The 20,453-nt window shown below is 41.6% G+C and carries 19 protein-coding genes, 1 tRNA gene and 1 pseudogene; 16 read left to right on the forward strand and 5 right to left on the reverse strand.

Going from position 1 to position 20,453, the window contains the following annotated elements:
• The first annotated feature begins 2 nt into the window (after positions 1 to 2).
• From K5J94_RS05620 to K5J94_RS05635, 4 genes are all read left to right on the forward strand, one after another.
• A complete protein-coding gene (locus K5J94_RS05620; protein WP_159544290.1) occupies positions 3 to 1,400 on the forward strand; it encodes a C69 family dipeptidase in 1,398 nt (465 codons plus the stop codon).
• Between the two features lie 356 nt (positions 1,401 to 1,756).
• A complete protein-coding gene (locus K5J94_RS05625) occupies positions 1,757 to 3,304 on the forward strand; it encodes a zinc ABC transporter substrate-binding protein AdcA (protein WP_221912600.1) in 1,548 nt (515 codons plus the stop codon).
• Positions 3,305 to 3,784: 480 nt separating this feature from the next.
• Positions 3,785 to 4,510, forward strand: coding sequence for a GntR family transcriptional regulator (locus K5J94_RS05630; RefSeq protein WP_159544286.1), 726 nt, complete (start codon positions 3,785 to 3,787; stop codon positions 4,508 to 4,510).
• A gap of 21 nt (positions 4,511 to 4,531) precedes the next feature.
• Positions 4,532 to 5,713 (forward strand): SIS domain-containing protein, encoded by a 1,182-nt coding sequence (locus K5J94_RS05635; RefSeq protein ID WP_159560923.1) that lies wholly within the window; start codon positions 4,532 to 4,534, stop codon positions 5,711 to 5,713.
• Positions 5,714 to 6,104: 391 nt separating this feature from the next.
• On the opposite strand, the gene K5J94_RS05640 is transcribed toward K5J94_RS05635, so the two are convergent.
• Positions 6,105 to 6,824, reverse strand: coding sequence for a GntR family transcriptional regulator (locus K5J94_RS05640; protein WP_221912601.1), 720 nt, complete (start codon positions 6,822 to 6,824; stop codon positions 6,105 to 6,107).
• A gap of 149 nt (positions 6,825 to 6,973) precedes the next feature.
• Here K5J94_RS05640 and K5J94_RS05645 point away from each other — a divergent pair.
• The 5 genes and pseudogenes from K5J94_RS05645 (at position 6,974) to K5J94_RS05665 (ending at position 11,379) form a co-directional block, all read left to right on the forward strand.
• Positions 6,974 to 8,742: pseudogene (locus tag K5J94_RS05645) on the forward strand (glycoside hydrolase family 35 protein).
• A 12-nt stretch (positions 8,743 to 8,754) separates the two neighbouring features.
• Positions 8,755 to 9,240 (forward strand): PTS sugar transporter subunit IIB, encoded by a 486-nt coding sequence (locus K5J94_RS05650; RefSeq protein ID WP_159564092.1) that lies wholly within the window; start codon positions 8,755 to 8,757, stop codon positions 9,238 to 9,240.
• A gap of 36 nt (positions 9,241 to 9,276) precedes the next feature.
• On the forward strand, positions 9,277 to 10,173 hold the full coding sequence (locus tag K5J94_RS05655; protein ID WP_159544276.1) for a PTS mannose/fructose/sorbose/N-acetylgalactosamine transporter subunit IIC: 897 nt from the start codon (positions 9,277 to 9,279) through the stop codon (positions 10,171 to 10,173).
• Positions 10,160 to 10,969, forward strand: coding sequence for a PTS system mannose/fructose/sorbose family transporter subunit IID (locus tag K5J94_RS05660; RefSeq protein ID WP_221912602.1), 810 nt, complete (start codon positions 10,160 to 10,162; stop codon positions 10,967 to 10,969). The genes K5J94_RS05655 and K5J94_RS05660 overlap by 14 nt, the downstream gene beginning before the upstream one ends.
• A 2-nt stretch (positions 10,970 to 10,971) precedes the next feature.
• Positions 10,972 to 11,379, forward strand: a complete 408-nt coding sequence (locus tag K5J94_RS05665; protein WP_159564079.1) for a PTS sugar transporter subunit IIA — start codon at positions 10,972 to 10,974, stop codon at positions 11,377 to 11,379.
• A gap of 134 nt (positions 11,380 to 11,513) precedes the next feature.
• Here the strand turns inward: K5J94_RS05665 and K5J94_RS05670 are convergent, their stop codons facing one another.
• From K5J94_RS05670 to yghU, 3 genes are all read right to left on the reverse strand, one after another.
• Positions 11,514 to 11,774, reverse strand: a complete 261-nt coding sequence (locus K5J94_RS05670; RefSeq protein WP_159544270.1) for a type B 50S ribosomal protein L31 — start codon at positions 11,772 to 11,774, stop codon at positions 11,514 to 11,516.
• 103 nt (positions 11,775 to 11,877) lie between these two features.
• Positions 11,878 to 12,813 carry a DHH family phosphoesterase gene (locus tag K5J94_RS05675; RefSeq protein ID WP_221912603.1) on the reverse strand — a complete coding sequence of 312 codons (936 nt, stop codon included), beginning with the start codon at positions 12,811 to 12,813 and terminating at the stop codon, positions 11,878 to 11,880.
• Between the two features lie 134 nt (positions 12,814 to 12,947).
• Positions 12,948 to 13,715 (reverse strand): glutathione-dependent disulfide-bond oxidoreductase, encoded by a 768-nt coding sequence (yghU, locus tag K5J94_RS05680; RefSeq protein ID WP_159544266.1) that lies wholly within the window; start codon positions 13,713 to 13,715, stop codon positions 12,948 to 12,950.
• A 160-nt stretch (positions 13,716 to 13,875) separates the two neighbouring features.
• Here yghU and add point away from each other — a divergent pair, with 160 nt between their 5' ends.
• From add to K5J94_RS05710, 6 genes are all read left to right on the forward strand, one after another.
• Positions 13,876 to 14,901, forward strand: a complete 1,026-nt coding sequence (add, locus tag K5J94_RS05685; RefSeq protein ID WP_159564077.1) for an adenosine deaminase — start codon at positions 13,876 to 13,878, stop codon at positions 14,899 to 14,901.
• A 59-nt stretch (positions 14,902 to 14,960) separates the two neighbouring features.
• A complete protein-coding gene (locus K5J94_RS05690) occupies positions 14,961 to 15,410 on the forward strand; it encodes a flavodoxin (protein ID WP_159544262.1) in 450 nt (149 codons plus the stop codon).
• A gap of 95 nt (positions 15,411 to 15,505) precedes the next feature.
• Positions 15,506 to 15,793 carry a chorismate mutase gene (locus K5J94_RS05695; RefSeq protein ID WP_159564075.1) on the forward strand — a complete coding sequence of 96 codons (288 nt, stop codon included), beginning with the start codon at positions 15,506 to 15,508 and terminating at the stop codon, positions 15,791 to 15,793.
• Positions 15,786 to 17,021: a chloride channel protein gene (locus tag K5J94_RS05700; protein ID WP_159564074.1), complete on the forward strand. Its 1,236-nt coding sequence runs from the start codon at positions 15,786 to 15,788 to the stop codon at positions 17,019 to 17,021. The genes K5J94_RS05695 and K5J94_RS05700 overlap by 8 nt, the downstream gene beginning before the upstream one ends.
• Positions 17,022 to 17,318: 297 nt before the next feature.
• Positions 17,319 to 17,666, forward strand: coding sequence for a 50S ribosomal protein L19 (gene rplS / locus K5J94_RS05705; protein ID WP_159544256.1), 348 nt, complete (start codon positions 17,319 to 17,321; stop codon positions 17,664 to 17,666).
• 386 nt (positions 17,667 to 18,052) lie between these two features.
• Positions 18,053 to 18,124 (forward strand) — tRNA-Arg (locus K5J94_RS05710).
• Positions 18,125 to 18,533: 409 nt separating this feature from the next.
• On the opposite strand, the gene rhuM is transcribed toward K5J94_RS05710, so the two are convergent.
• Positions 18,534 to 18,941 (reverse strand): RhuM family protein, encoded by a 408-nt coding sequence (gene rhuM, locus K5J94_RS05715; protein ID WP_221912604.1) that lies wholly within the window; start codon positions 18,939 to 18,941, stop codon positions 18,534 to 18,536.
• Positions 18,942 to 19,223: 282 nt separating this feature from the next.
• Here rhuM and K5J94_RS05720 point away from each other — a divergent pair, with 282 nt between their 5' ends.
• Positions 19,224 to 20,438: an FtsW/RodA/SpoVE family cell cycle protein gene (locus K5J94_RS05720; RefSeq protein ID WP_159549323.1), complete on the forward strand. Its 1,215-nt coding sequence runs from the start codon at positions 19,224 to 19,226 to the stop codon at positions 20,436 to 20,438.
• The last annotated feature ends 15 nt before the right edge of the window (positions 20,439 to 20,453 follow it).

Genomic DNA, 20,453 nt, shown 5'->3' on the forward strand with positions numbered 1-20,453 from the left:
TTATGTCTTGTACTACAATTCTTGTCGGAAAAAAATGTTCCTATGATGGCTCGACCTTAGTAGCCCGTACGGAGGACTCACAAAATGGTGTCTTTACCCCGAAAAAAATGGCTTTTGTCAGTCCAAAGCAACAACCTCGCGTCTATCGCTCGGTTTTATCTTCTTTTGAAATGACGCTGCCTGACAATCCTTTAGCCTATACCTCAGTGCCTGATGCGCTAGGAAAAGACGGTATTTGGGGTGCAGCCGGTGTTAATGAAGTAAATGTTGCTATGAGTGCAACTGAGACCATTACAACCAATGCTCGTGTCTTAGGAGCAGATCCCTTAGTAGCTTCTGGCATTGGGGAAGAAGATATGTTGACCCTGGTCTTACCCTATATTCATTCTGCACGCGAAGGTGTTTTGCGCCTGGGTGAGATTTTAGAACAATATGGTACATATGAATCAAATGGAATTGCCTTTTCTGATGAAAATGAGATTTGGTGGTTAGAGACCGTTGGTGGCCATCATTGGATTGCCCGCCGTGTTCCAGATGATGCCTATGTTACCAATCCTAATCAATTAGGCATTGACTATTTTGAGTTTAATAACCCAGAGGATTACTTAGCTAGTGCTGATATTAGAGAGTTTGTAAGCAAATACCATTTGGATTTGACCTACTCAAATGAGCATTTTAATCCTCGCTATGCTTTTGGTAGCCAAAAAGATAAGGACCGCCATTACAACACGCCACGAGCTTGGTTCATGCAAAAGTATTTGAACCCAGAAATCGAACAGGATCCTCGTAGCTTTGCAATTCCTTGGTGCCGTAAACCTTATCGCAAGGTAACCATTGAAGATGTCAAATATGTCTTAAGTAGCCATTACCAAGACACCGTCTATGATCCTTATGGTCCAGAGGGCAATGCTCAGACTCAGCGAAGTTTCCGGCCAATCGGGATTAATCGTACTAGCCAAACAGCGCTGCTACAGATTCGTTCTGATCAACCAAAGGAAATCAGTGCCATTCAATGGATGGCCTTTGGGGCAATGCCTTTTGCTACCTTTGTCCCATTCTTTACTCAGGTCAAAGACATGCCGGACTATTTTACTAATACTAATGAAGACGTATCAACCAATAATTTCTACTGGATGAACCGGCTGATTGCAGTGATGGCTGATGCTCATTTCTATCAGCATGAAGCTAGCATTGAAGATTATATTGAGCGAACCATGGCTCTTGGTCATGCTATGATTCATGATGTCGAAGAAGCTCTTGCTGCGGGTGAGTCGGTCAATCTTACCCAGAAGAATCAAGACATGAGCGATGCCATTCAACAAGAGACCCAGTTGCTCTTAAATAAAGTGGTATTTGATGCTAGCAACTTAATGACCAATCGTTTTAGCCTCAGTGATTGATAAAAGTAGGACCACAGTGTAAGGGCTCAGATGCCTTGACTAACAGCAGTAGGCAATGCAAAAGGCTTTTTACGAGGTGTCTTGAGCACATGGCAAATACCAAAGGAAGCAGTTCGCTAAATAGTGGACTGCTGTTTTTTGCCCCAGAGGGTTTGATGGGCGAACAGCCGCATGCTTTACGCTTTGTTTGAAGCTACTAGCTTTGCTTAATCGTTGGAATTACCAGTTGTAAAAAGAGTATGAAAACGTTATCTTTTTTAAATTAACGAAAAAAACGTGACAATTTAACGAAACTTTGATATAGTTAACTAGTAAAGTAACTAGTCAAATACCAGTTAATAAGTAAAGGAGATAAGATGAAGAAGAAGGTTCTTTTAATGACAAGCATGCTGGCCATGACTTCGGCATGGCAACTAAGCCAAGTACATGAAGTAGCAGCAGATGGCAAAAAGGTCAAAGTGATTGCGACATTCTATCCTGTTTATGAATTTACCAAGGGAATTGTTGGTGATCAAGGCGACGTTAGCATGTTAATGAAGGCCGGAACAGAGCCACACGAATTTGAACCATCTACCAAAGATGTCAAGAAAATGCAAGATGCTGATGCTGTTGTTTACATGGATGACAACATGGAAACCTGGATGTCCGATATTAAAAAATCTGCTAAATCTAAAAAGGTTAAATACATTGAAGGTACAGGCAACATGATCTTAGCTCCTGGTACTGAAGAAGGCCATGACCACGAAGGTGATGAGAAACACGAGCACAAAGAGCATGAGCATGAAGGCCACCATCATGCTTTTGACCCACACGTATGGTTATCACCATACCGTAGCATCACTATCGTTGAAAACATCCGTGACTCCCTTTCTAAGAAATATCCGGACCGCGCCCCTGAATTTAAAGCCAATGCGCAAAAATACATTGAGAAGTTAAAAGCCCTTGATGCTGAGTATGCTAAGGAGCTTGGGGACGCTAAACAAAAGAGTTTTGTAACACAACACGCAGCCTTTAATTATATGGCGCTAGATTATGGCCTAAATCAGGTTGCTATCAATGGGGTTAGTCCTGACACAGAACCTTCAGCCAAACGCATTGCTGAACTTTCAAAATATGTTAAAAAATATGATATTAAATACATTTATTTTGAAGAAAATGCCTCAAATAAGGTAGCCAAAACCTTAGCAAATGAAGCAGGTGTTAAAGCCGAAGTTCTTAGTCCATTGGAAAGCTTAACTAAAAAAGAAATGCAAGAAGGCAAGGATTATTTCTCTGTCATGCGTGACAACTTAAAAGCTTTGCAATTGACCACTAACTATGATGGCAAAGAAATCAAGCCAGAAAAAGGAACAGAAAAGACAGTTTATAATGGTTACTTTAAAGACAGTCAAATCAAGGACCGTAAATTGTCAGATTGGTCAGGTAAATGGCAATCGGTTTACCCTTACTTACAAGATGGTACGCTTGACCAAGTCATGGATTATAAGGCCAAAAAGTCTAAGGGTCAAATGACAGCTAAAGAGTATAAAGACTACTATATGACTGGCTATAAGACAGATGTTGATGCCATTACGATTAATGGTAAAAAGAAAACGGTGACCTTTGAACGTAACGGTAAAAAGCAGACCTTTACTTATGAGTATGATGGTAAAAAGACTTTGACTTACCCTAAAGGTAATCGAGGTGTCCGCTACCTCTTTAAAGCAAAAGAAAAAGATGCTGGCGAATTTACTTATATTCAATTTAGTGACCACGCTATAGCTCCAGAAAAAGCAGAGCATTTCCACCTTTACTGGGGTGGCGATAGCCAAGCTAAGTTACTTGATGAATTAGAACATTGGCCAACTTATTACCCAGCTGAGATGTCTGGCCGGGAAGTCGCACAAGCCATTAATGCCCATTAATCTTGTGGCAGTCAAAAAAATAGTCAGATTGAAGAAAAAGTTCATTTTGGACAACTTTCTTCAATCTTTTTTTCTGTGATGCTAATTAAAAACTCTCAGAAATACTGACAGATTAAGGTTTCGAAGAGTTTAACAATTTATCATTTCACCTAGGCTAAGCCAAATGATGACATGTTATAGAAGTTTGTCGACGTTTTGCTTTAAAGAGATATTATCAGGCTCAAGAAAGGATTCATTGCGGCTCCTTTTTTCAGCCTTTTTAGGGGAAATAACTTTGCTTGGACGCGAAAAGGTCATTTAATTAGGAATATGCCGGCAAATGATTTTACTGGGCACTTACTGATCATTATCGCTATAGAGATAGGCAAAATCCTCGTTAGAGTAGCATTTATCCTCTCAAAAGAGCTTTGTTAAATCATTGACAAGGATAGATTAATATAATATACTCATATGTGGTTATAACCACTAGAAGGAGAACACATGGCTAAAGAACCACCCCTTTATTTGCAGCTAGTAGATCAACTCGAGCTAAAGATCCGTCAATCAATGTCGGCCAACGAAAAGTTATTATCTGAGAGGGAATTAATTGATGTTTATCAAGTTAGTCGCATAACGGTTCGGCAAGCTTTGAAAGAGTTAGAAACGCGTGGGCTGATTTATAAAAAGCAGGGCAAAGGAACTTTTGTCTCTGCAATCCGTGAACCGGCAGCAGATCTGGCTGCGGCTTATAGTTTTACCGAGCATATGAAGAGCTTGGGAAAGCAACCCAAAACCCAAATGCTAGCTTTTGAAGAAACCCAGATTACTAGTTCTTTAGCAAAATTATTTGATATGGAGGTTGGCACACCGGTCTATGAATTAGAACGTCTAAGATTAGCTGATAATGTTCCTTTGATGTTTGAACGGTCGTTTATCCCAATGGCAGAATTTCCTCAGCTTAGCAAGTCTCAGCTGGAAAAACAACCTTTGTATGATGTTTTTGCTGAAAGTTATGGTCAGACCATCAAATTGGCTGAAGAAGAATTTTATGCTAGTATTGCCTTAGACTATGAAGCAGAGCTATTGCACATTCAAAAGGGCGATCCTGTTTTACATATGATTCGTAAAACCTATAATGATAAAAACATTTTAATTGAGTATACCTTTAGTATTGCTCGTGCCGATCACTTTAGGTATCGTATTACCCATTACCCTACCTCTCGTTAGGAATAAAAAGGAGAATGAACGATGTTTACCTTAGCTAAACCAGCACTCGAAAAATTGGGTGCAGAAATAACCACTCGAGAAATCAAGCAACAACCAGAATTATGGCAAGAATGCTTTGAGGCTTATCTTACCCATAAGGAGGAGTTGACCTCCTTTTTAAACCAGGTTATTGAAAGCGCTGACAGTGAAAAGGTCAAGGTGATTTTCACTGGAGCTGGAACTTCTGAATACGTAGGCAATACAATTTGGGCTTATCTGCAGCAGCATGGAGATCGTAAGCATTTTATTTTTCAAAGTATTGCCTCTACCGATCTTGTTTCAGCGCCTGCTCAATTCCTCTATCCAGAAGAGACGGTTCTTTTGGTTTCCTTTGCGCGTAGTGGCAATAGCCCAGAGAGTGTTGGTGCAGTCAACCTGGTCAATCAACTCATCCCAAATGCTTATCATCTCCAGATCACGTGTGCTAAAGAAGGCCAACTAGCTAAGCAGGCCATAGCCTCACCTAAAAGGCAATATCTCATGCTGATGCCTGAGCGCTCCAATGATGCTGGCTTTGCCATGACAGGTAGTTTTACCTCTATGTTGCTTTCTGCGCTCTTGATCTTTGATCAGTCATTGCCTGACTCACAAAAGAAAACCTATGTGACTGCTGCTGTTAAAATGGCGCAAGACATTATCGCACGTGAAGATCAACTCCAAACTTATGTGGACCTGGATTTTAATCGAATGGTTTACCTGGGATCGGGTAGCCTGGCTGGATTAACCCGCGAAGCTCAGTTAAAAGTACTGGAATTAACCGCAGGAAAGGTAGCCACTGTCTATGACTCCACGATGGGTTTTCGGCATGGCCCCAAATCGTTTATTAATCCCAATTGTTTAGTCATTGATTTTGTGAACAATGATCCTTATACACGGCAATATGACCTTGATCTTTTAGAGGAAGTAAAAGCAGATGGGATTACCAGTAAAGTCATCGCTTTTGCACAAGATGGGGGTCACCAGTTTTCCGGAGAGACTTTTAAACTCTTATCAGAAGTCAAGCTACCAGATGTTTACTTGGCATTGCCAATGATTCTCGCTGCTCAAACGCTTGCTCTTTTGATTGCCGTAAAAATCGGTAATACACCAGATACGCCATCTGCTTCTGGTACAGTTAACCGCGTTGTAAAAGGTGTTACCCTACATCCCTATCCGACAAACTAAGGGAGTTTAGGTCATTAATTGCCGATAAAAGAGCTCAGCTGAGTAAAACGGCTACCCTAGTAGCTAGAATGCTCTTACTCTTAGCTCTTGGCCAATGCGCCATGCTTTAATAGATGAGAGTGCTCTAGTAATGGAGCTTTGGTGCTAAGTAAACGTAGTCGTTCTGCGCTGGTGCATCAACCCTAAACACGAGACCAGAGGGAATGACAAACGACATGCCATCAAAAGCTGAAGTAGCACGTCATAGCTGCGCCTCTGTAAAAGGCAGCTACTACAATAAGTAGGTCTTTTATCAGGATTGAGCAGTAAGAACTAGTCAGTAACTGCTTGATTAAAATAAGCAATGCCTTAGTAAGCCTATTAATAAAGGTTTACTAAGGCATTTTTTGACTTAAAAATCAGTTGATTTTATCTGATAAGTAAAAAAATCAAGCGCCTTATAAACTTCGGCGTACTCTAGTACCCGGCCGGTCTCTTTGTGTTTAGTTGTTTTGAGTTGGCGGATACAGTGCTGATCACATTTTAAAGCAAGAAAGTGACGAGCAGCAGGCTTAGGTTGGATCACATCAGTCCTTTGGCAAAATGGCTGCTCAGCCATTTGAATCTGAAAGTCTTCGAAAAAACGATGATGGAGTGAGTGATAGGCATCTTCTTTTGCACTATTTTCTTCTAAAATATAGTCGTGGGGAATGTAGGATTCTTGATAAATGTAAGGCTGATTATCTAAGCGTCTGGTCCTGGTCAAGGTGTAATAATATTCGGTTTTGTGCAAACCGAGTTGGTCTAGGTAAAAAGGATGGTTACCTTTATTTAGCGATAACACCTGAATGGCTTCTTGGACATCAGCAGGATTATTTTGATAAGAAAACTGGACCAATTTGTCTTGACTGGTTCTAGCAATAAAGGTTCCTAATCCTTGCTTGCGAATGAGATAACCTTCGTTTTCTAACTCTTTGAGGGCACGAATAACGGTGATTGAACTGACTTGGTATTTGTCAATCAGCTCTGCTTCCGTATAGAATTGTTGGCCAATTTTGTAGTGATTAGAGAGAATATCGTTGTAAAGCTCTTTCTTGATGTGTTGATATTTTGGCTTATGGATTGGGGCCATTTAAAAGTTACTTCCTTCCTAGGAGATCCCACCTATTATACCAAAAAAATTGGTCTAATTTTTCAAAACAACTTGATATAACCAGTATATAATGTTATTATATTGTTGTTGGATTTGGTAAGCGTTTGCAAAAAAGACAGGAATTGCTTATGGAGAGATTTGAAATCAAAGAAAATTTTTACCTAAATGGCCAACCCTTTAAAATCCTATCTGGAGCTATCCACTATTTTCGGATTCATCCTGATGATTGGTACCGTTCACTCTATAATTTAAAGGCGCTGGGTTTTAATACGGTTGAAACATATGTCCCTTGGAACCTGCATGAGCCCAAAGAAGGCCAATTTGACTTTAGCCAAGCGCTAGATCTTGAAGCATTCTTAAATCTAGCGCAAGAGTTAGGCTTATATGCAATCGTTAGGCCATCGCCCTATATTTGTGCTGAATGGGAATTTGGTGGCCTGCCAGCTTGGTTAATTCCTAAAAAATGCCGGCTACGCTCAAGTGATCCCCAATTTTTAGCAGCTGTGGCTAATTATTACCGGCAGCTTTTGCCCCGGCTCATCCCGCATCAGCTTGATCAAGGGGGAATATCTTGATGATGCAAATTGAAAATGAATATGGGTCTTATGGCGAAGAAAAAGCTTATTTAAGAGCTATTCGTAAACTCCTAGAAGCAGGTGGTGTGACGACACCACTCTTTACCTCAGATGGCCCCTGGCAAGCAACCTTACGGGCGGGTAGCTTGATTGAGGATGATGTTTTTGTAACGGGTAATTTTGGTTCAAAAGCCAAGCAACAATTCCAGCAAATGAGGGATTTTTTTGCTAAGTACCATAAGCAGTGGCCACTCATGTGCATGGAATTTTGGGATGGCTGGTTTAACCGCTGGGGTGAGCCAGTAATCAAAAGGGATCCAAAAGAAACAGCGCAAGCCATTATGGAAGTCCTAGAGTATGGCAGTATTAATCTTTATATGTTCCATGGAGGGACAAACTTTGGCTTTATGAACGGGTGCTCAGCGCGCAAGGATACAGATTTGCCGCAAGTGACTTCTTATGATTACGATGCCATCTTAGATGAAAGTGGTCAGCCAACGGCAAAGTTTTACTGTTTACAGGACAAACTCAAAAAACGCTACCCTGAACGTCAGTACTTAGAACCTTTGCTAGTTGAGACCATGCAAATTGAGGCACTTCCTGTAAAGGCTAAGACTAGTCTTTTTGCCAATTTGGAGACTATCAGTCATGTCCAGCACCGCTTTTATCCAGAGAATATGGAAGCCTTAGGGCATGCTTATGGCTATATCCTCTATCGGACAGCCTTGCCTGCAGATAAAGCAGATCAAGAAACTATTCGCTTAATTGCTAGCCGTGATCGGGCCCATATTTTTATGGATCAACACTGGCAAGCGACTCAATACCAAGACGAAATTGGTGATCCAATCGAGCTCGCTCTTACTCAGGAGGTGCACCAACTAGATATTCTGATGGAAAATATGGGGCGAGTCAATTATGGGCATAAATTGGCCGCACCAAGCCAAAGTAAGGGGCTGGGTCGAGGCGTTATGGCTGATCTGCATTATCTTGGTGATTGGCAGATCTATCCACTCGCATTTGACCGCTTAGACCAGCTGGATTTCACCCAGGATTGGCAAGCAGACCAACCCAGCTTTTATCGTTTTGACTATCAATGCTCAGACCCTAAGGCTACCTATCTTGATTTATCAGGTTTTGGTAAAGGGCTTGTCTTTGTTAATCAGGTTAATATTGGTCGTTTTTGGGACATTGGCCCTACGCTTTCTCTGTACATTCCTAAAGGCCTGCTAAGAAAAGGTCGCAATACCATTATCATTTTTGAAACAGAAGGTCGTTACCAGGATTCCATTTCGTTTGTTAAAGCCCCTCTATACCATTCTTAAAAGGAGAATATGATGACAATAGTAGCAGCTCGTATTGATGGTCGTTTAATTCACGGCCAAGTCGCTAATTTGTGGACGACCACATTAAACATTAGTCGCATTATGGTGGTAGATGATGACATCGTTAGCAGTGATTTAGAAAAGACTGCCTTGAAGTTGGCCACGCCAACAGGTGTCAAACTGTCTGTTTTGACCGTGGAAAAAGCAGCAGCTAATATTTTAGCCGGCAAGTATGATTCCCAACGCTTGATGATTGTTGCTAAACGGCCCGATCGCTTTCGGGGGTTATTAGAAAAAGGCGTTAGCCTTGCAGAAGTTAACGTTGGCAATATGTCGCAAACTGCTGAAACACGCGCTGTGAGCCGTTCGATCAATGTGGTGGAACAAGACATCCAGGATTTCGATGCGATTGCCGCTCACGGCACAAAACTCATTGCACAAATGGTACCAGGTGATAGCCCAGCAGCATTTGGTCCACTACTAGATAAAGTTCGATAAAGTAATCATTATTAGATTTTTGGGAGGAACGTGATCATGATTCAATGGTGGCAGATAGTTTTACTTACCCTTTACTCAGCTTATCAAATTTGTGATGAGTTAACGGTGAATACCTCTGCGGGCTCACCTGTTTTTGCAGGCTTTATCGCAGGCCTGATTATGGGTGATTTACAGACGGGTCTTTGGATTGGTGGTAGTTTACAATTGATGGTTTTAGGTGTGGGGACTTTTGGTGGAGCCTCACGGATTGATGCTACCTCAGGTGCTGTTTTGGCCACAGCCTTCTCTGTTGCTCAAGGCATTAAGCCAGAGCTTGCGATTTCAACGATTGCTGTACCTGTGGCAGCTCTAATGGTCTATACGGACATCCTAGGGCGCTTTTCAACCACCTATTTTGCCCATCGGATTGATAGCCATGTGGCTCAGTTTAATTACAAAGGGATTGAACGCAATTACCTATTAGGTGCTCTGCCTTGGGCCTTGTCACGGGCCTTGCCGGTCTTTCTTGCTCTAGCCTTAGGCGGTGGTTTTGTGGAAATGCTGGTTAAAGGCATTCAAAACGTCCAATGGTTTGCAGATGGTTTGACCTTGGCAGGTAAAATGTTACCTGGTCTAGGATTTGCTATTTTATTACACTATTTACCAGTCAAGCGTAACTGGCATTATCTTGCTTTGGGCTTTGCCATCACCGCCATTTTAACAACGATTTATACTAATTTAATGACAGTAGGTGGCGCATTAGCGACTGTGGCCAAACACTTTGATGCAACACCATTAAAAGGGCTACCAATGATTGGAATTGCGATTATTGGTGCAGCCCTTGCTACTATTCATTATAAAAATGGTCAACATTTAGCTAAGCTCCAAGCAGAACAACCCGTTCAAACAGCAACGCTTTCAGAAAGTGGGGAAATTGAAGATGACGAACTCTAACTATCACATAACGAAAGAAGATTTTAAACAGATTAATAAACGTAGTTTATTTACTTTCCAGTTGGGATGGAACTATGAGCGGATGCAAGGTTCTAGCTATCTCTTTATCATTTTGCCCCAATTACGCAAAATCTACGGTGATGGTACGCCAGAACTTAAGGAAATGATGCAGACTCATACGCAGTTCTTTAACACCTCAAACTTCTTTCATACCATCATCACCGGCATTGATCTGGCACTGGAAGAAAATGAAGGAATCTTGGCCAAGGATGCAGTAAATGGGGTTAAAACGGGTTTGATGGGTCCTTTTGCCCCAATTGGTGATTCTGTCTTTGCTTCCTTGGTACCAGCAATTATGGGCTCAATTGCCGCCTCACTAGCAATGAATGGTAACCCAATTGGTATTTTCCTTTGGATTGCTATGACCACACTTATCAATATTTTCCGTTGGAAGCAGCTCGAAATTGCCTATAAAGAAGGAACAAAGCTTGTGACCACCATGCGTGATAAATTAACATCCTTGGTTGATGCAGCGTCTGTTATGGGTGTTTTCATGGTAGGAGCCTTGATTGCTACAATGATTAACTTCAAGTTTACTGCAGCTCCTAAGATTGGCCAAAAAGTTATCAATGTTCAAGATTTATTCGATCAAATTTTTCCCCGTTTGGTACCAGCCCTGTTCACAGGCTTGATTTTCTGGTTACTTGGACGAAAAGGCATGACACCGACCAAGGCAATCTTTATGATTATCATTTTTGCCCTTTTGATGTCCTATTTGAAAGTGTTAGGTGTTTAAATATGAGTAAGACCCTTATACTGGTAAGTCATGGTAACTTTTGCCATGCTTTGAAACAAAGTACCGAAATGATTATGGGCCCTCAAAACAATATCGTAACGCTGGGTTTGGAACCAGAAGAAGGCGCAGCGTCATTTAAAGAACGCTTCCTTAAGCAGATTGCACCACTAGCAGATGGTGACTTCCTGGTCTTTGCTGATTTACTAGGAGGTACACCTTGCAATGTGGTTTCACAAGTTCTTTTGACAGGGCGCCACTTTGAACTTTATGCTGGGATGAACATGCCTATGGTCATTAGCTATCTAAATGCTGAATTGCTCGGACAAAAAGACGATATTCAAGCTTTTGCCCGTGAAAATATCCAAAAGGTTAATGACCTTTTGGCTGCTCTTGATGATGACGAGGCTTAAAAGCCAAGATAATGCTAGGAGATGCTGTAGCTATCCCAACGGGAAAAAATAACATGCTTGCAGTCTCTCTTTTTAGAAGAAGAAAAAAACCACTGCTCCTAAAGTAGAGCAGTGGTTTAATAGTAATCTTTGGTTTATTTTGCAGCATTTGCGTCTTTGAAACCGTATTTTTTGTTGAAACGGTCCACGCGTCCATCTGCTTGAGTGAACTTTTGACGTCCTGTATAGAATGGGTGTGAATCTGATGAAATTTCCACACGGATAAGTGGGTAAGTTTCCCCTTCAAATTCAACGGTTTCCTTAGAAGGTTTTGTTGAACCACTAAGGAATTGGTAACCTGTAGTTGTATCTAAGAAAACAACTGGACGATATTCTGGATGGATGTCTTTTCTCATCTTAAAAAAATTTCCTTTCTGCCATAGCCCTTCTTGGCGCCATAGTTATTAACCATTCTATCTTATCAAAACTTGCAGCCTTTGACAAGCATTTTCTTTCAGTTTATGCTTGCACCAGCGCAATTAACTCTTGAAAGATTTGCTCATTTTCAGCTAAACTATAGGAATTAGCTCCGCTAGCCAGCGGGTGACCGCCGCCATGATGCTTTTTGGCGATGGCATTAATCGGTTTTACTTTACTGCGCATGCGCACGCGATAATGGCCATCGGCTTGCTCAACGAAAATAGCCCAGGTTTGCACATTATCGATTTTTCCAGGTGTAGAAACAATAGCTGAGCTTTCAGCATCCGTTACATCATAGGCTTTGAGAATATCCTGTGTTAAAACGATACGAGCCACCCCAGAAGCATCCATGTCCAAGTGTTCAAAGACATAGCCTTGTAATTTAGCAATTTTATAAGGGAAAGATTCCATCTGCCTAGCAATAGCAGAAAAATCAAAATCAAAGGTGCGCAGGGTACTAGCAATTGCCAGAGTTTTACTAGTCGTTGATGGGTACAAGAAGCGTCCGGTATCGCCAACAATTCCTGTATAGAGGTATTGAGCAGAACGGGCAGATAAGCTAAGGTGCATAGTTAAGGCAAAATCAGCAACAATCTCACTAGCACTTGAGGCCTTGGTGTCAACAAGGGAAATGTCACCATAGACGTCATCGTCTGGATGGTGGTCGATTTTGATTAGGGTATCACCAGTAGCATAGCGTTGATCGTCTATCCTTGGACGGTTCGCAGTATCCGTTACAATTACCAGTGCACCATGGTATTGTTCGTCTTTGACCTGATCCATGGTTCCAATCCAAGTGAGGCTTGGTTCATCGTAGCCCGTTGTTAAAACGGTTTTGTCAGGAAAGTTATCTTGGATGAGTTGCTTTAGCCCCATTTGGCTACCAAGAGCGTCAGGATCAGGATTTTGATGGCGGTGAATAATGATAGTATTATATTGTTTTATGGTATCAAGGATGGTTTGGTAAAAGGACATGATTTTCACTTTCTATTGTTGCCAAAAGCCCAGAAATCAAGCAAGTGGCAAAGTTAACTATTTGTCTCATTATATCATAAAAGCCCCAAGGAATGTAGACAGGGCTACAGTAAGCTTGAGGCTTTTGTGAGGTTTTAATCATCGTAGGATTTTTCAAGTGCTTTTTGGACAGCTGGGCGTTGCTTGATGAGTTCATTCCAGCGGTGGAGATGATGATAGCTTTGACCATCTAGGAATTGGGCTGCGCCTGGATAAACCTTATCATCTAAAAGGCGACCATACCAAGACCAAATGGCAATATCAGCAATAGTGTAATGTTCACCAGCGATGTAGGTACGTTTTGCTAAGAGTTGATCAAGCAAATCTAATTGACGTTTTGTTTCCATGGTGTAGCGATTAATCGGATATTCTAGTTTTTCCGGAGCATATTTGAAGAAATGGCCAAAGCCACCACCTAAAAAGGGTGCTGCTCCGGTTTGCCAAAAGAGCCAGTTGAGGACTTCACTTTGCTCCTGTGGGGTTTCCCCTAAAAAGGCCTGATGTTTTTTGGCAATGTGCCATAAGATATGCGCTGATTCAAAAATGCGCAGCCCACCTTGTGCTTGATCCAAAAGAGCAGGAATTTTGGAATTGGGATTAAGAGCTACAAAATCACTACCAAATTGCTCGCCTTTCATAATGTTAATTTTATACATGTTGTACTGGGCGTCTGTAATCCCAAGCGCTAGCAATTCTTCCAAAAGAATGATCGGCTTAATGCCGTTTGGAGTGCTTAAGGTATAAAGTTGGTAAGGCTTATCTCCTTTGGGGAGAGTTTGCTCAAAGCGACTACCTGCAGTATCACTGTTAAGGCCTTGTGGCTGGGTATTTTTCCAGACTTTAGGTAAAGTATATTGTGCCATAGTGTCTCCTCGCTTTTTTGTTTTTGTAACTTTATCTTACCAAAGTTTTCAGCGGTCTGTACAAAATCTTGTTTAGAAATCAAATAAGCTTGAAAAAACGCTTGATTTTAAAGCTAAGTTTGGTATGATAGTAAAAATACAAATGTGAGGTGATGAAGGATTGGATGCCCAATTATATAGACAACTCCCTAAGGTAGAACTCCATTGTCATTTAGATGGTTCCTTATCCCTTGGGTGCATTCGTCAATTAGCAAAGCTAGCCCAGGTGAAGCTTCCTAGTGAGGATGCGGCGCTAAAGGCCCTTGTTACAGCGCCAGCAACAGCTGAGTCCTTAATGGATTATTTGAAGGCTTTTGATGTCATCCGGCCGCTTTTACAAACACAAGAAGCCTTGGCTTTAGCTGCCTATGATGTGGCTAGGCAAGCAGCAAAAGAGCATGTCTTGTATCTGGAAATGCGCTTTGCACCGGAGCTATCAATGGATCAAGGCTTAACTGTCTCTGAGATTATGGAGGCTGTTTTTGAAGGAACCCAAAAAGCCCAAGAGGAATATGGCATCCTTGTTAAAATCATTGTCTGTGGCATGCGGCAATCGCCCTTGGCCAGGTCTAAAAGTATTTTTGAGCAAGCGATTGCATTTGCCCAAAAAGGCCTTGTAGGTTTTGATTTTGCAGGCAATGAACTGGATTTTCCGCCCAGCTATTTGGCAGCAATCATTGAAGAAACCAAAAGCCTTGGCTTGCCTTTTACGCTGCATGCTGGCGAATGTGGCTGTCCTAACTATATTGGGGATGCCATTGCGTTGGGGGTTAAACGCTTAGGACACGCGACGGCTTTGAGTAAGCGACCGGACTTATTAGAGGACATGCGCAAGCAAGAGATTACAGCAGAGTTATGCCTGAGTAGCAATCTGCAAACAAAGGCCGCTCCAAGCATTGATGCCTTTCCCTATCAGTTGCTAAAAGCGGCAGGCCTACCCATTAGTATTAATACAGATAATCGGACGGTTTCAGATACCAACTTAACGAAAGAATATCAGCTATATGCGGCCTACTTTGATACAAGCCTTGCTGATTTTTACCAACACAATCAAGATGCTCTCAAGGCCTCCTTTGCTTCAAAAGCTGAAAAAGCAAAAATTCTGCAGCGTCTAAGCGCTGCTTATCAGCCCTATCTGAATCAGTAATGCTTTTCTTGTCAGTTTATGGTAAAATAAAGAAAGTTTAGTGAAGTTTGGAGGGAAATATGGCATTTGCAAAAATCGTTTATGCCAGCATGACAGGAAATACTGAAGAAATTGCTGACATTGTCGCAAATAAACTCGAAGAATTAGGCCATGATGTTGAACTTGATGAGTGCACAACCGTAGATGCCTCAGATTTTGAAGATGCTGATATTGCCATCGTTGCTACTTATACCTATGGCGATGGTGATTTACCAGATGAAATTGTTGATTTTTACGAGGATTTGCAGGATTTAGATTTGTCAGGTAAGGTTTATGGCGTGGTCGGCTCTGGCGACACTTTCTATGATTATTTCTGTAAATCTGTTGATGAGTTTGAAGAGCAATTTGCTTTAACGGGTGCCAAAAAAGGTGCTGATTCTGTCAAGGTTGATTTAGCAGCTGAAGATGAAGACATTGAAAATCTAGAGCAGTTTGCAACACAATTATCAGAAGCGGTGCAAAACTTATAAGCATTTACATTACCAGATCATAGTGAGGTCAAGGAATCAGGCGCAAATAGCTTGTCATCCCTTGCCTCATTTTTGCTGCCAAAGGAGAAGAAGGCATGAGCGACCAACTACAAACCGTTAGAAAAGAGATTGATCAATTGAATATAGAACTTGTTTCGCTTTTAGAACAGCGCATGTACTTAGTTCAGCAAGTTTTAGATTATAAGCGCAAGCAAAGGCTCCCTATTTTAGATCAAGCACGTGAAGCACGTACTCTGGAAAAAATAGCAGATGAAGTTCACAATAAGGCTTACCAGCCTGCGATTTTGGAAAGCTTTCAGGCCATTATGGCTGCTTCGCGTCACTTCCAAGATAAGATAAGTGAGGAAACCAATCATGCTTAAATCACTGCAACACTTGCATGATCAGACCCTCGCACAAATAGGGGTACTTAGTGTAGCAGCTATAGGTATTGGCCTGTTGGTAGGGAGTTTTTCCGCACTTTTTGGACGCGTGTTACTTGCTATCTCTGCCTATCGCACCAATCACATCTTCGCCCTTCTTCCTTTTTTAGCCTTAGCTGGCCTTATCATCATATTTATTTATCAACGATTTGGAGGCAAATCAAAAAAAGGTCTGAGTCTGGTTTTTGAAGTTGGTCAAGGTAAAGAACCAGGGCTCCCTTTACGGTTGGTCCCGTTGGTAATGGTGACCACCTGGCTTACTCACTTGTTTGGTGGTAGTGCTGGTCGTGAGGGAGTTGCAGTGCAGATCGGCGCGACACTTTCACATTATCTGCATCGTTATTTCCCTGGCATCAAGTCTGGTCGAAGCTTTTTAATGATGGGGATGGCAGCCGGCTTTGCTGGTCTTTTTCAAACACCAATGGCTGCTACCTTCTTTGCCTTGGAAGTTTTGGTCTTAGATCAGCTCTGCTTGCAAAGCTTATTTCCAACTAGTATTGCTGCTTTTACAGCAGCTCTGACCAGTCATGGCCTAGGCTTAGAAAAATTTGTCTGGCCCTTACCAGCCACCCTAACCATAACACCCCTAATGCTTGGGAAATTAGTCATTCTGGGCCTTTGCTTTGGAATAGTTGGCAATCTCTTTGCCTATTTGCTAGCGCAGGCGAAAAGCTTTCTTGCCAAAAAGCTATCTAATCCGTACTTACGCATTGCCAGTGTGGGTTGTCTGTTGTCTCTATTATTGATGCTATGCCATCTGGGCCGCTATAGCGGTTTGGGGACAAACTTGATCGATGCTGCTTTAAGTGGTGGTCCCATATATAGCTATGATTGGGTATTAAAGCTAATATTTACGGTGATCACCATCGCTGCTGGCTTTCAAGGTGGAGAGGTGACCCCGCTTTTTGCGATTGGGGCTAGTCTTGGCGTCTTACTAGCACCTCATTTGGGTTTACCAGTCGTACTTGTGGCAGCTCTAGGTTACACGGCGGTTTTTGGCAGTGCGACAAACACAGTAGTAACACCCATCATAATTGGCTATGAAGTGTTTGGCCCTCATCAGTTACCAGCCTTCTTTCTTGTCTGTGTCGTTGCCTATGTTGTTGATCGGCGTCAGACTATTTACGGCCTACAAGAAATAGCAGTGCCCCTCAAAGAAGAAAACTAGCTAGCAGCCGGCTTTGACCCTGTATACAGAGCTTTTACCCAGCTTCGCTAAAAAATCCGCACCCAAGCAAACCATAAGTTCTGGTCTCATTTGGCGACAGAAAAAGGCCAGCCCAGCTTTGATTAGACTTACAGCAACCTAAACAAGCAGTTTGCGGTTAAAAATTTAAAATGTCTAGCCTAGCTTTACAAACCCTATCAGACATGGTATAATTTAGCTTATGTGTGATGGACACATAAGAAATCGCTAATCCGCTGAGACAAGTACTTAATGATTAGTAAGATAGGAGAAGAAAAAATGAATCCATTAATCCAAAGTTTGACAGAAGGTCAATTGCGCACTGACATCCCTTCATTCCGTCCTGGAGACACTGTACGTGTTCACGCTAAGGTTGTCGAAGGTTCTCGCGAACGTATCCAGATTTTTGAAGGTGTCGTTATTTCTCGTAAAGGCCAAGGCATTTCAGAAATGTACACAGTTCGTAAAATTTCTGGCGGTATTGGTGTTGAACGGACTTTCCCAATCCACACACCACGTGTTGCAAAAATTGAAGTTGTTCGTTATGGTAAAGTTCGCCGTGCTAAACTTTACTACTTGCGTGCATTGCAAGGTAAAGCGGCGCGTATCAAAGAAATCCGTCGTTAATCAAAGAATCCACTGGGATTTAGACAGCGACAGAAAAAAACACTACAAAAACTGCTATTGTGACTTGGTCATAAGGCAGTTTTTTAGTGCCATCATCTGAGTAACTCATGATTTCTTGGAGACTATCTGTCGCCATAAGCCTCAGCAAAAGCCTACCCAAACTGACTTGCTTTGAAATAGCCGCACTCAGTACAGTAGTCTTGTCAGAGCCCATTTCCTGCCATTGCCATAAGAAGGAACATTAGCCGGGCGAACGCGTTTTCCTATGTTGCTAAACCTCTCTTTTAGTTAGACAAGTAGCACCCAATTTTGCTTTAACTATAAAAATGCTTTAAGTATCCTTGCATTCTCGATTTTTCTAGGTTAAAATAGAGGAAGCTAATCTTGATCCCTTAGTTCAATGGATATAACACCTCCCTCCTAAGGAGTAGTTGCTGGTTCGATTCCGGCAGGGATCATTACTATTAACTGAAAAAGCCTTTATATCAAAGGCTTTTTGTATTACTCAATTAATTTTAGGGGCACAAAAGCGGCAGTTTGCTTAGGTATAATTTCTCAGGTTGACGGTAGTGTGGCTGTAAAGTGACAGGGACGTTTGTAGGATCTATGGGCTCGTTTAGTTATCTTGTTGACTAGCCTATCATCTGGTAAAACTCTAGCCAGGTGAGCATCTGAGACTAAATATCCACATAGTTTTTCACCCCATTTTAGGTTAAAATGGCACAATAAATAGGGCCATTTTATGCCTCATTTATTGTACCGATTCGTCTCATGCTCGCCTTGACCAAATTTGAACGTGGTTTTTTAGTTATCCAATTTTTCAACTTTTTTGATTGTTTCCAAGAAAGCTTCTTCAACTTTGGTTATTTAATTTTTTATAGTTTTGAACTCTGCATTTGTTTTTTGACTAGCTTGTTTGTGGCTGACTTTACCAGTGCTAGGCAGTATACCTTGACCATATCTAATTGCAAAATCATCTAATTCTTTAACCCAGTCCTTCATATACATAGGATGGTGACTTTCGGCTCGCAACTCTGCCACATCAAAGAATGTGCTGACAATGCGATTTAGTGTTTTTAGCTCTTTCTCGGATAGATAGTTTTTTGCGATGACAATATCGTCAGAGGTGATACGGTCTTTTGAAATAGTAGATTTATCTCTTTGAAATAACTCAGCTAGTTGATCTAATGTCAGCCAGACGGTTTCGTTTTCCATTTGGACGTCAATTTTAGTAAGTCCATCTTCTGTCTGATAAATAAGAAATTCTGTGGCCATTTTTACTAGTTAACCTTGCTGCCTAGCGGGTGCTCCCTTTGCTTGGTCACACTGCCTTGGTGCTTCTATTTGCAAAGCTTAGCATCTCAAAGTTTTTTTGGATCTAGGTCAATAGCACAGCTATGGAATCCTGCTGGCTTATTGACTACAGTACTTGCTTTGAACAGTTATAGTAGGAGGGGCGCAGCGATTTTAATAAAAGTTCACTAAAAATAAGGTTTTGATTAAGGGGTACAATAAAAAAATGGTATAATAATGCTTATCATTAAAGAAGGAAATATCATGACCCACAAAGTGAAAGCTGTTGATCAGCGGATTGATTACGCCATTATTTTACCCGTCTTTTTCTTAGTCTTAATCGGTTTTGTCTCTATTTATGCTGCAACCTATCATGATTACCCCCAACATATGGCACGAATGCTCATCCAGCAGGGGCTATGGATTTTATTTGGCTCTGTGCTAGCCTTTATTTTGATGTTCTTTAAGCGGAGTTTTTTGTGGAAGTTAACCCCTTATCTGTATGGCTTAGGCCTGATGTTAATGGTTTTGCCTTTGCTTTTCTACAGTCCGCAGTTAGTGGCTGCAACGGGTGCTAAAAACTGGATTTCCCTTGGTTCGGTGACGCTTTTTCAGCCTTCGGAATTTATGAAGATTTCCTATATATTAGTGATGGCCCGCCTAACAGTTTGGTTTAGACAAGGCAAGGAGCGAAGTGACTTAAAAGCAGATTGGCAGCTCCTTGGTCTCTACGCCTTGGTAACTCTGCCGGTAATGGTTTTATTGGCCTTGCAAAAGGACTTTGGGACAGCTCTGGTCTTCTTTGCTATTTTGTCTGGCATGGTGCTGATTGCTGGCATTTCCTGGCGGATCATTCTTCCGATACTTTTGGTATTGGTGCTTTTGCTGGCTGGTTTTTTCCTAGTTTTCTTGTTGCCCCAAGGCAAGGAATTGCTTTATCATCTGGGTATGGATACTTATAAGATAAACCGGATTTCAGCTTGGTTAACCCCTTTTGATTTTTCAGAGACCATTGCTTATCAACAGACGCAAAGTATGATTTCGATTGGGAGTGGGGGTTTTCGTGGCAAAGGTTTTAATGTGATTGATTTACCAGTGCCTGTCCGTGAAAGTGATATGATTTTCACAGTTATCGCAGAAAATTTTGGCTTTATTGGCTCGACCTTCCTTTTAACCCTCTATCTTTTACTAATCTACCGCATGGTTAGGGTAACTTTTGAGCTTAATAATCTCTTTTATACCTATATAGCCACAGGCTTTATTATGATGATTTTATTTCATATCTTTGAAAATATCGGCGCAGCGACAGGTATTCTTCCCTTGACAGGGATTCCCTTGCCCTTTATCTCGCAGGGAGGCTCAGCCTTAATTTCCAATTTAATCGGCGTAGGCTTGATTTTATCAATGCATTATCAGCACACCTTAGCAAAAGAAGCGCAAAGCGAAAAAGAATTGCGACGTAGTTTTAAATATCAATAAGCTTAATTGACGCAA

Source organism: Streptococcus halichoeri (genome assembly GCF_019774635.1).
GTDB lineage: Bacteria > Bacillota > Bacilli > Lactobacillales > Streptococcaceae > Streptococcus > Streptococcus halichoeri.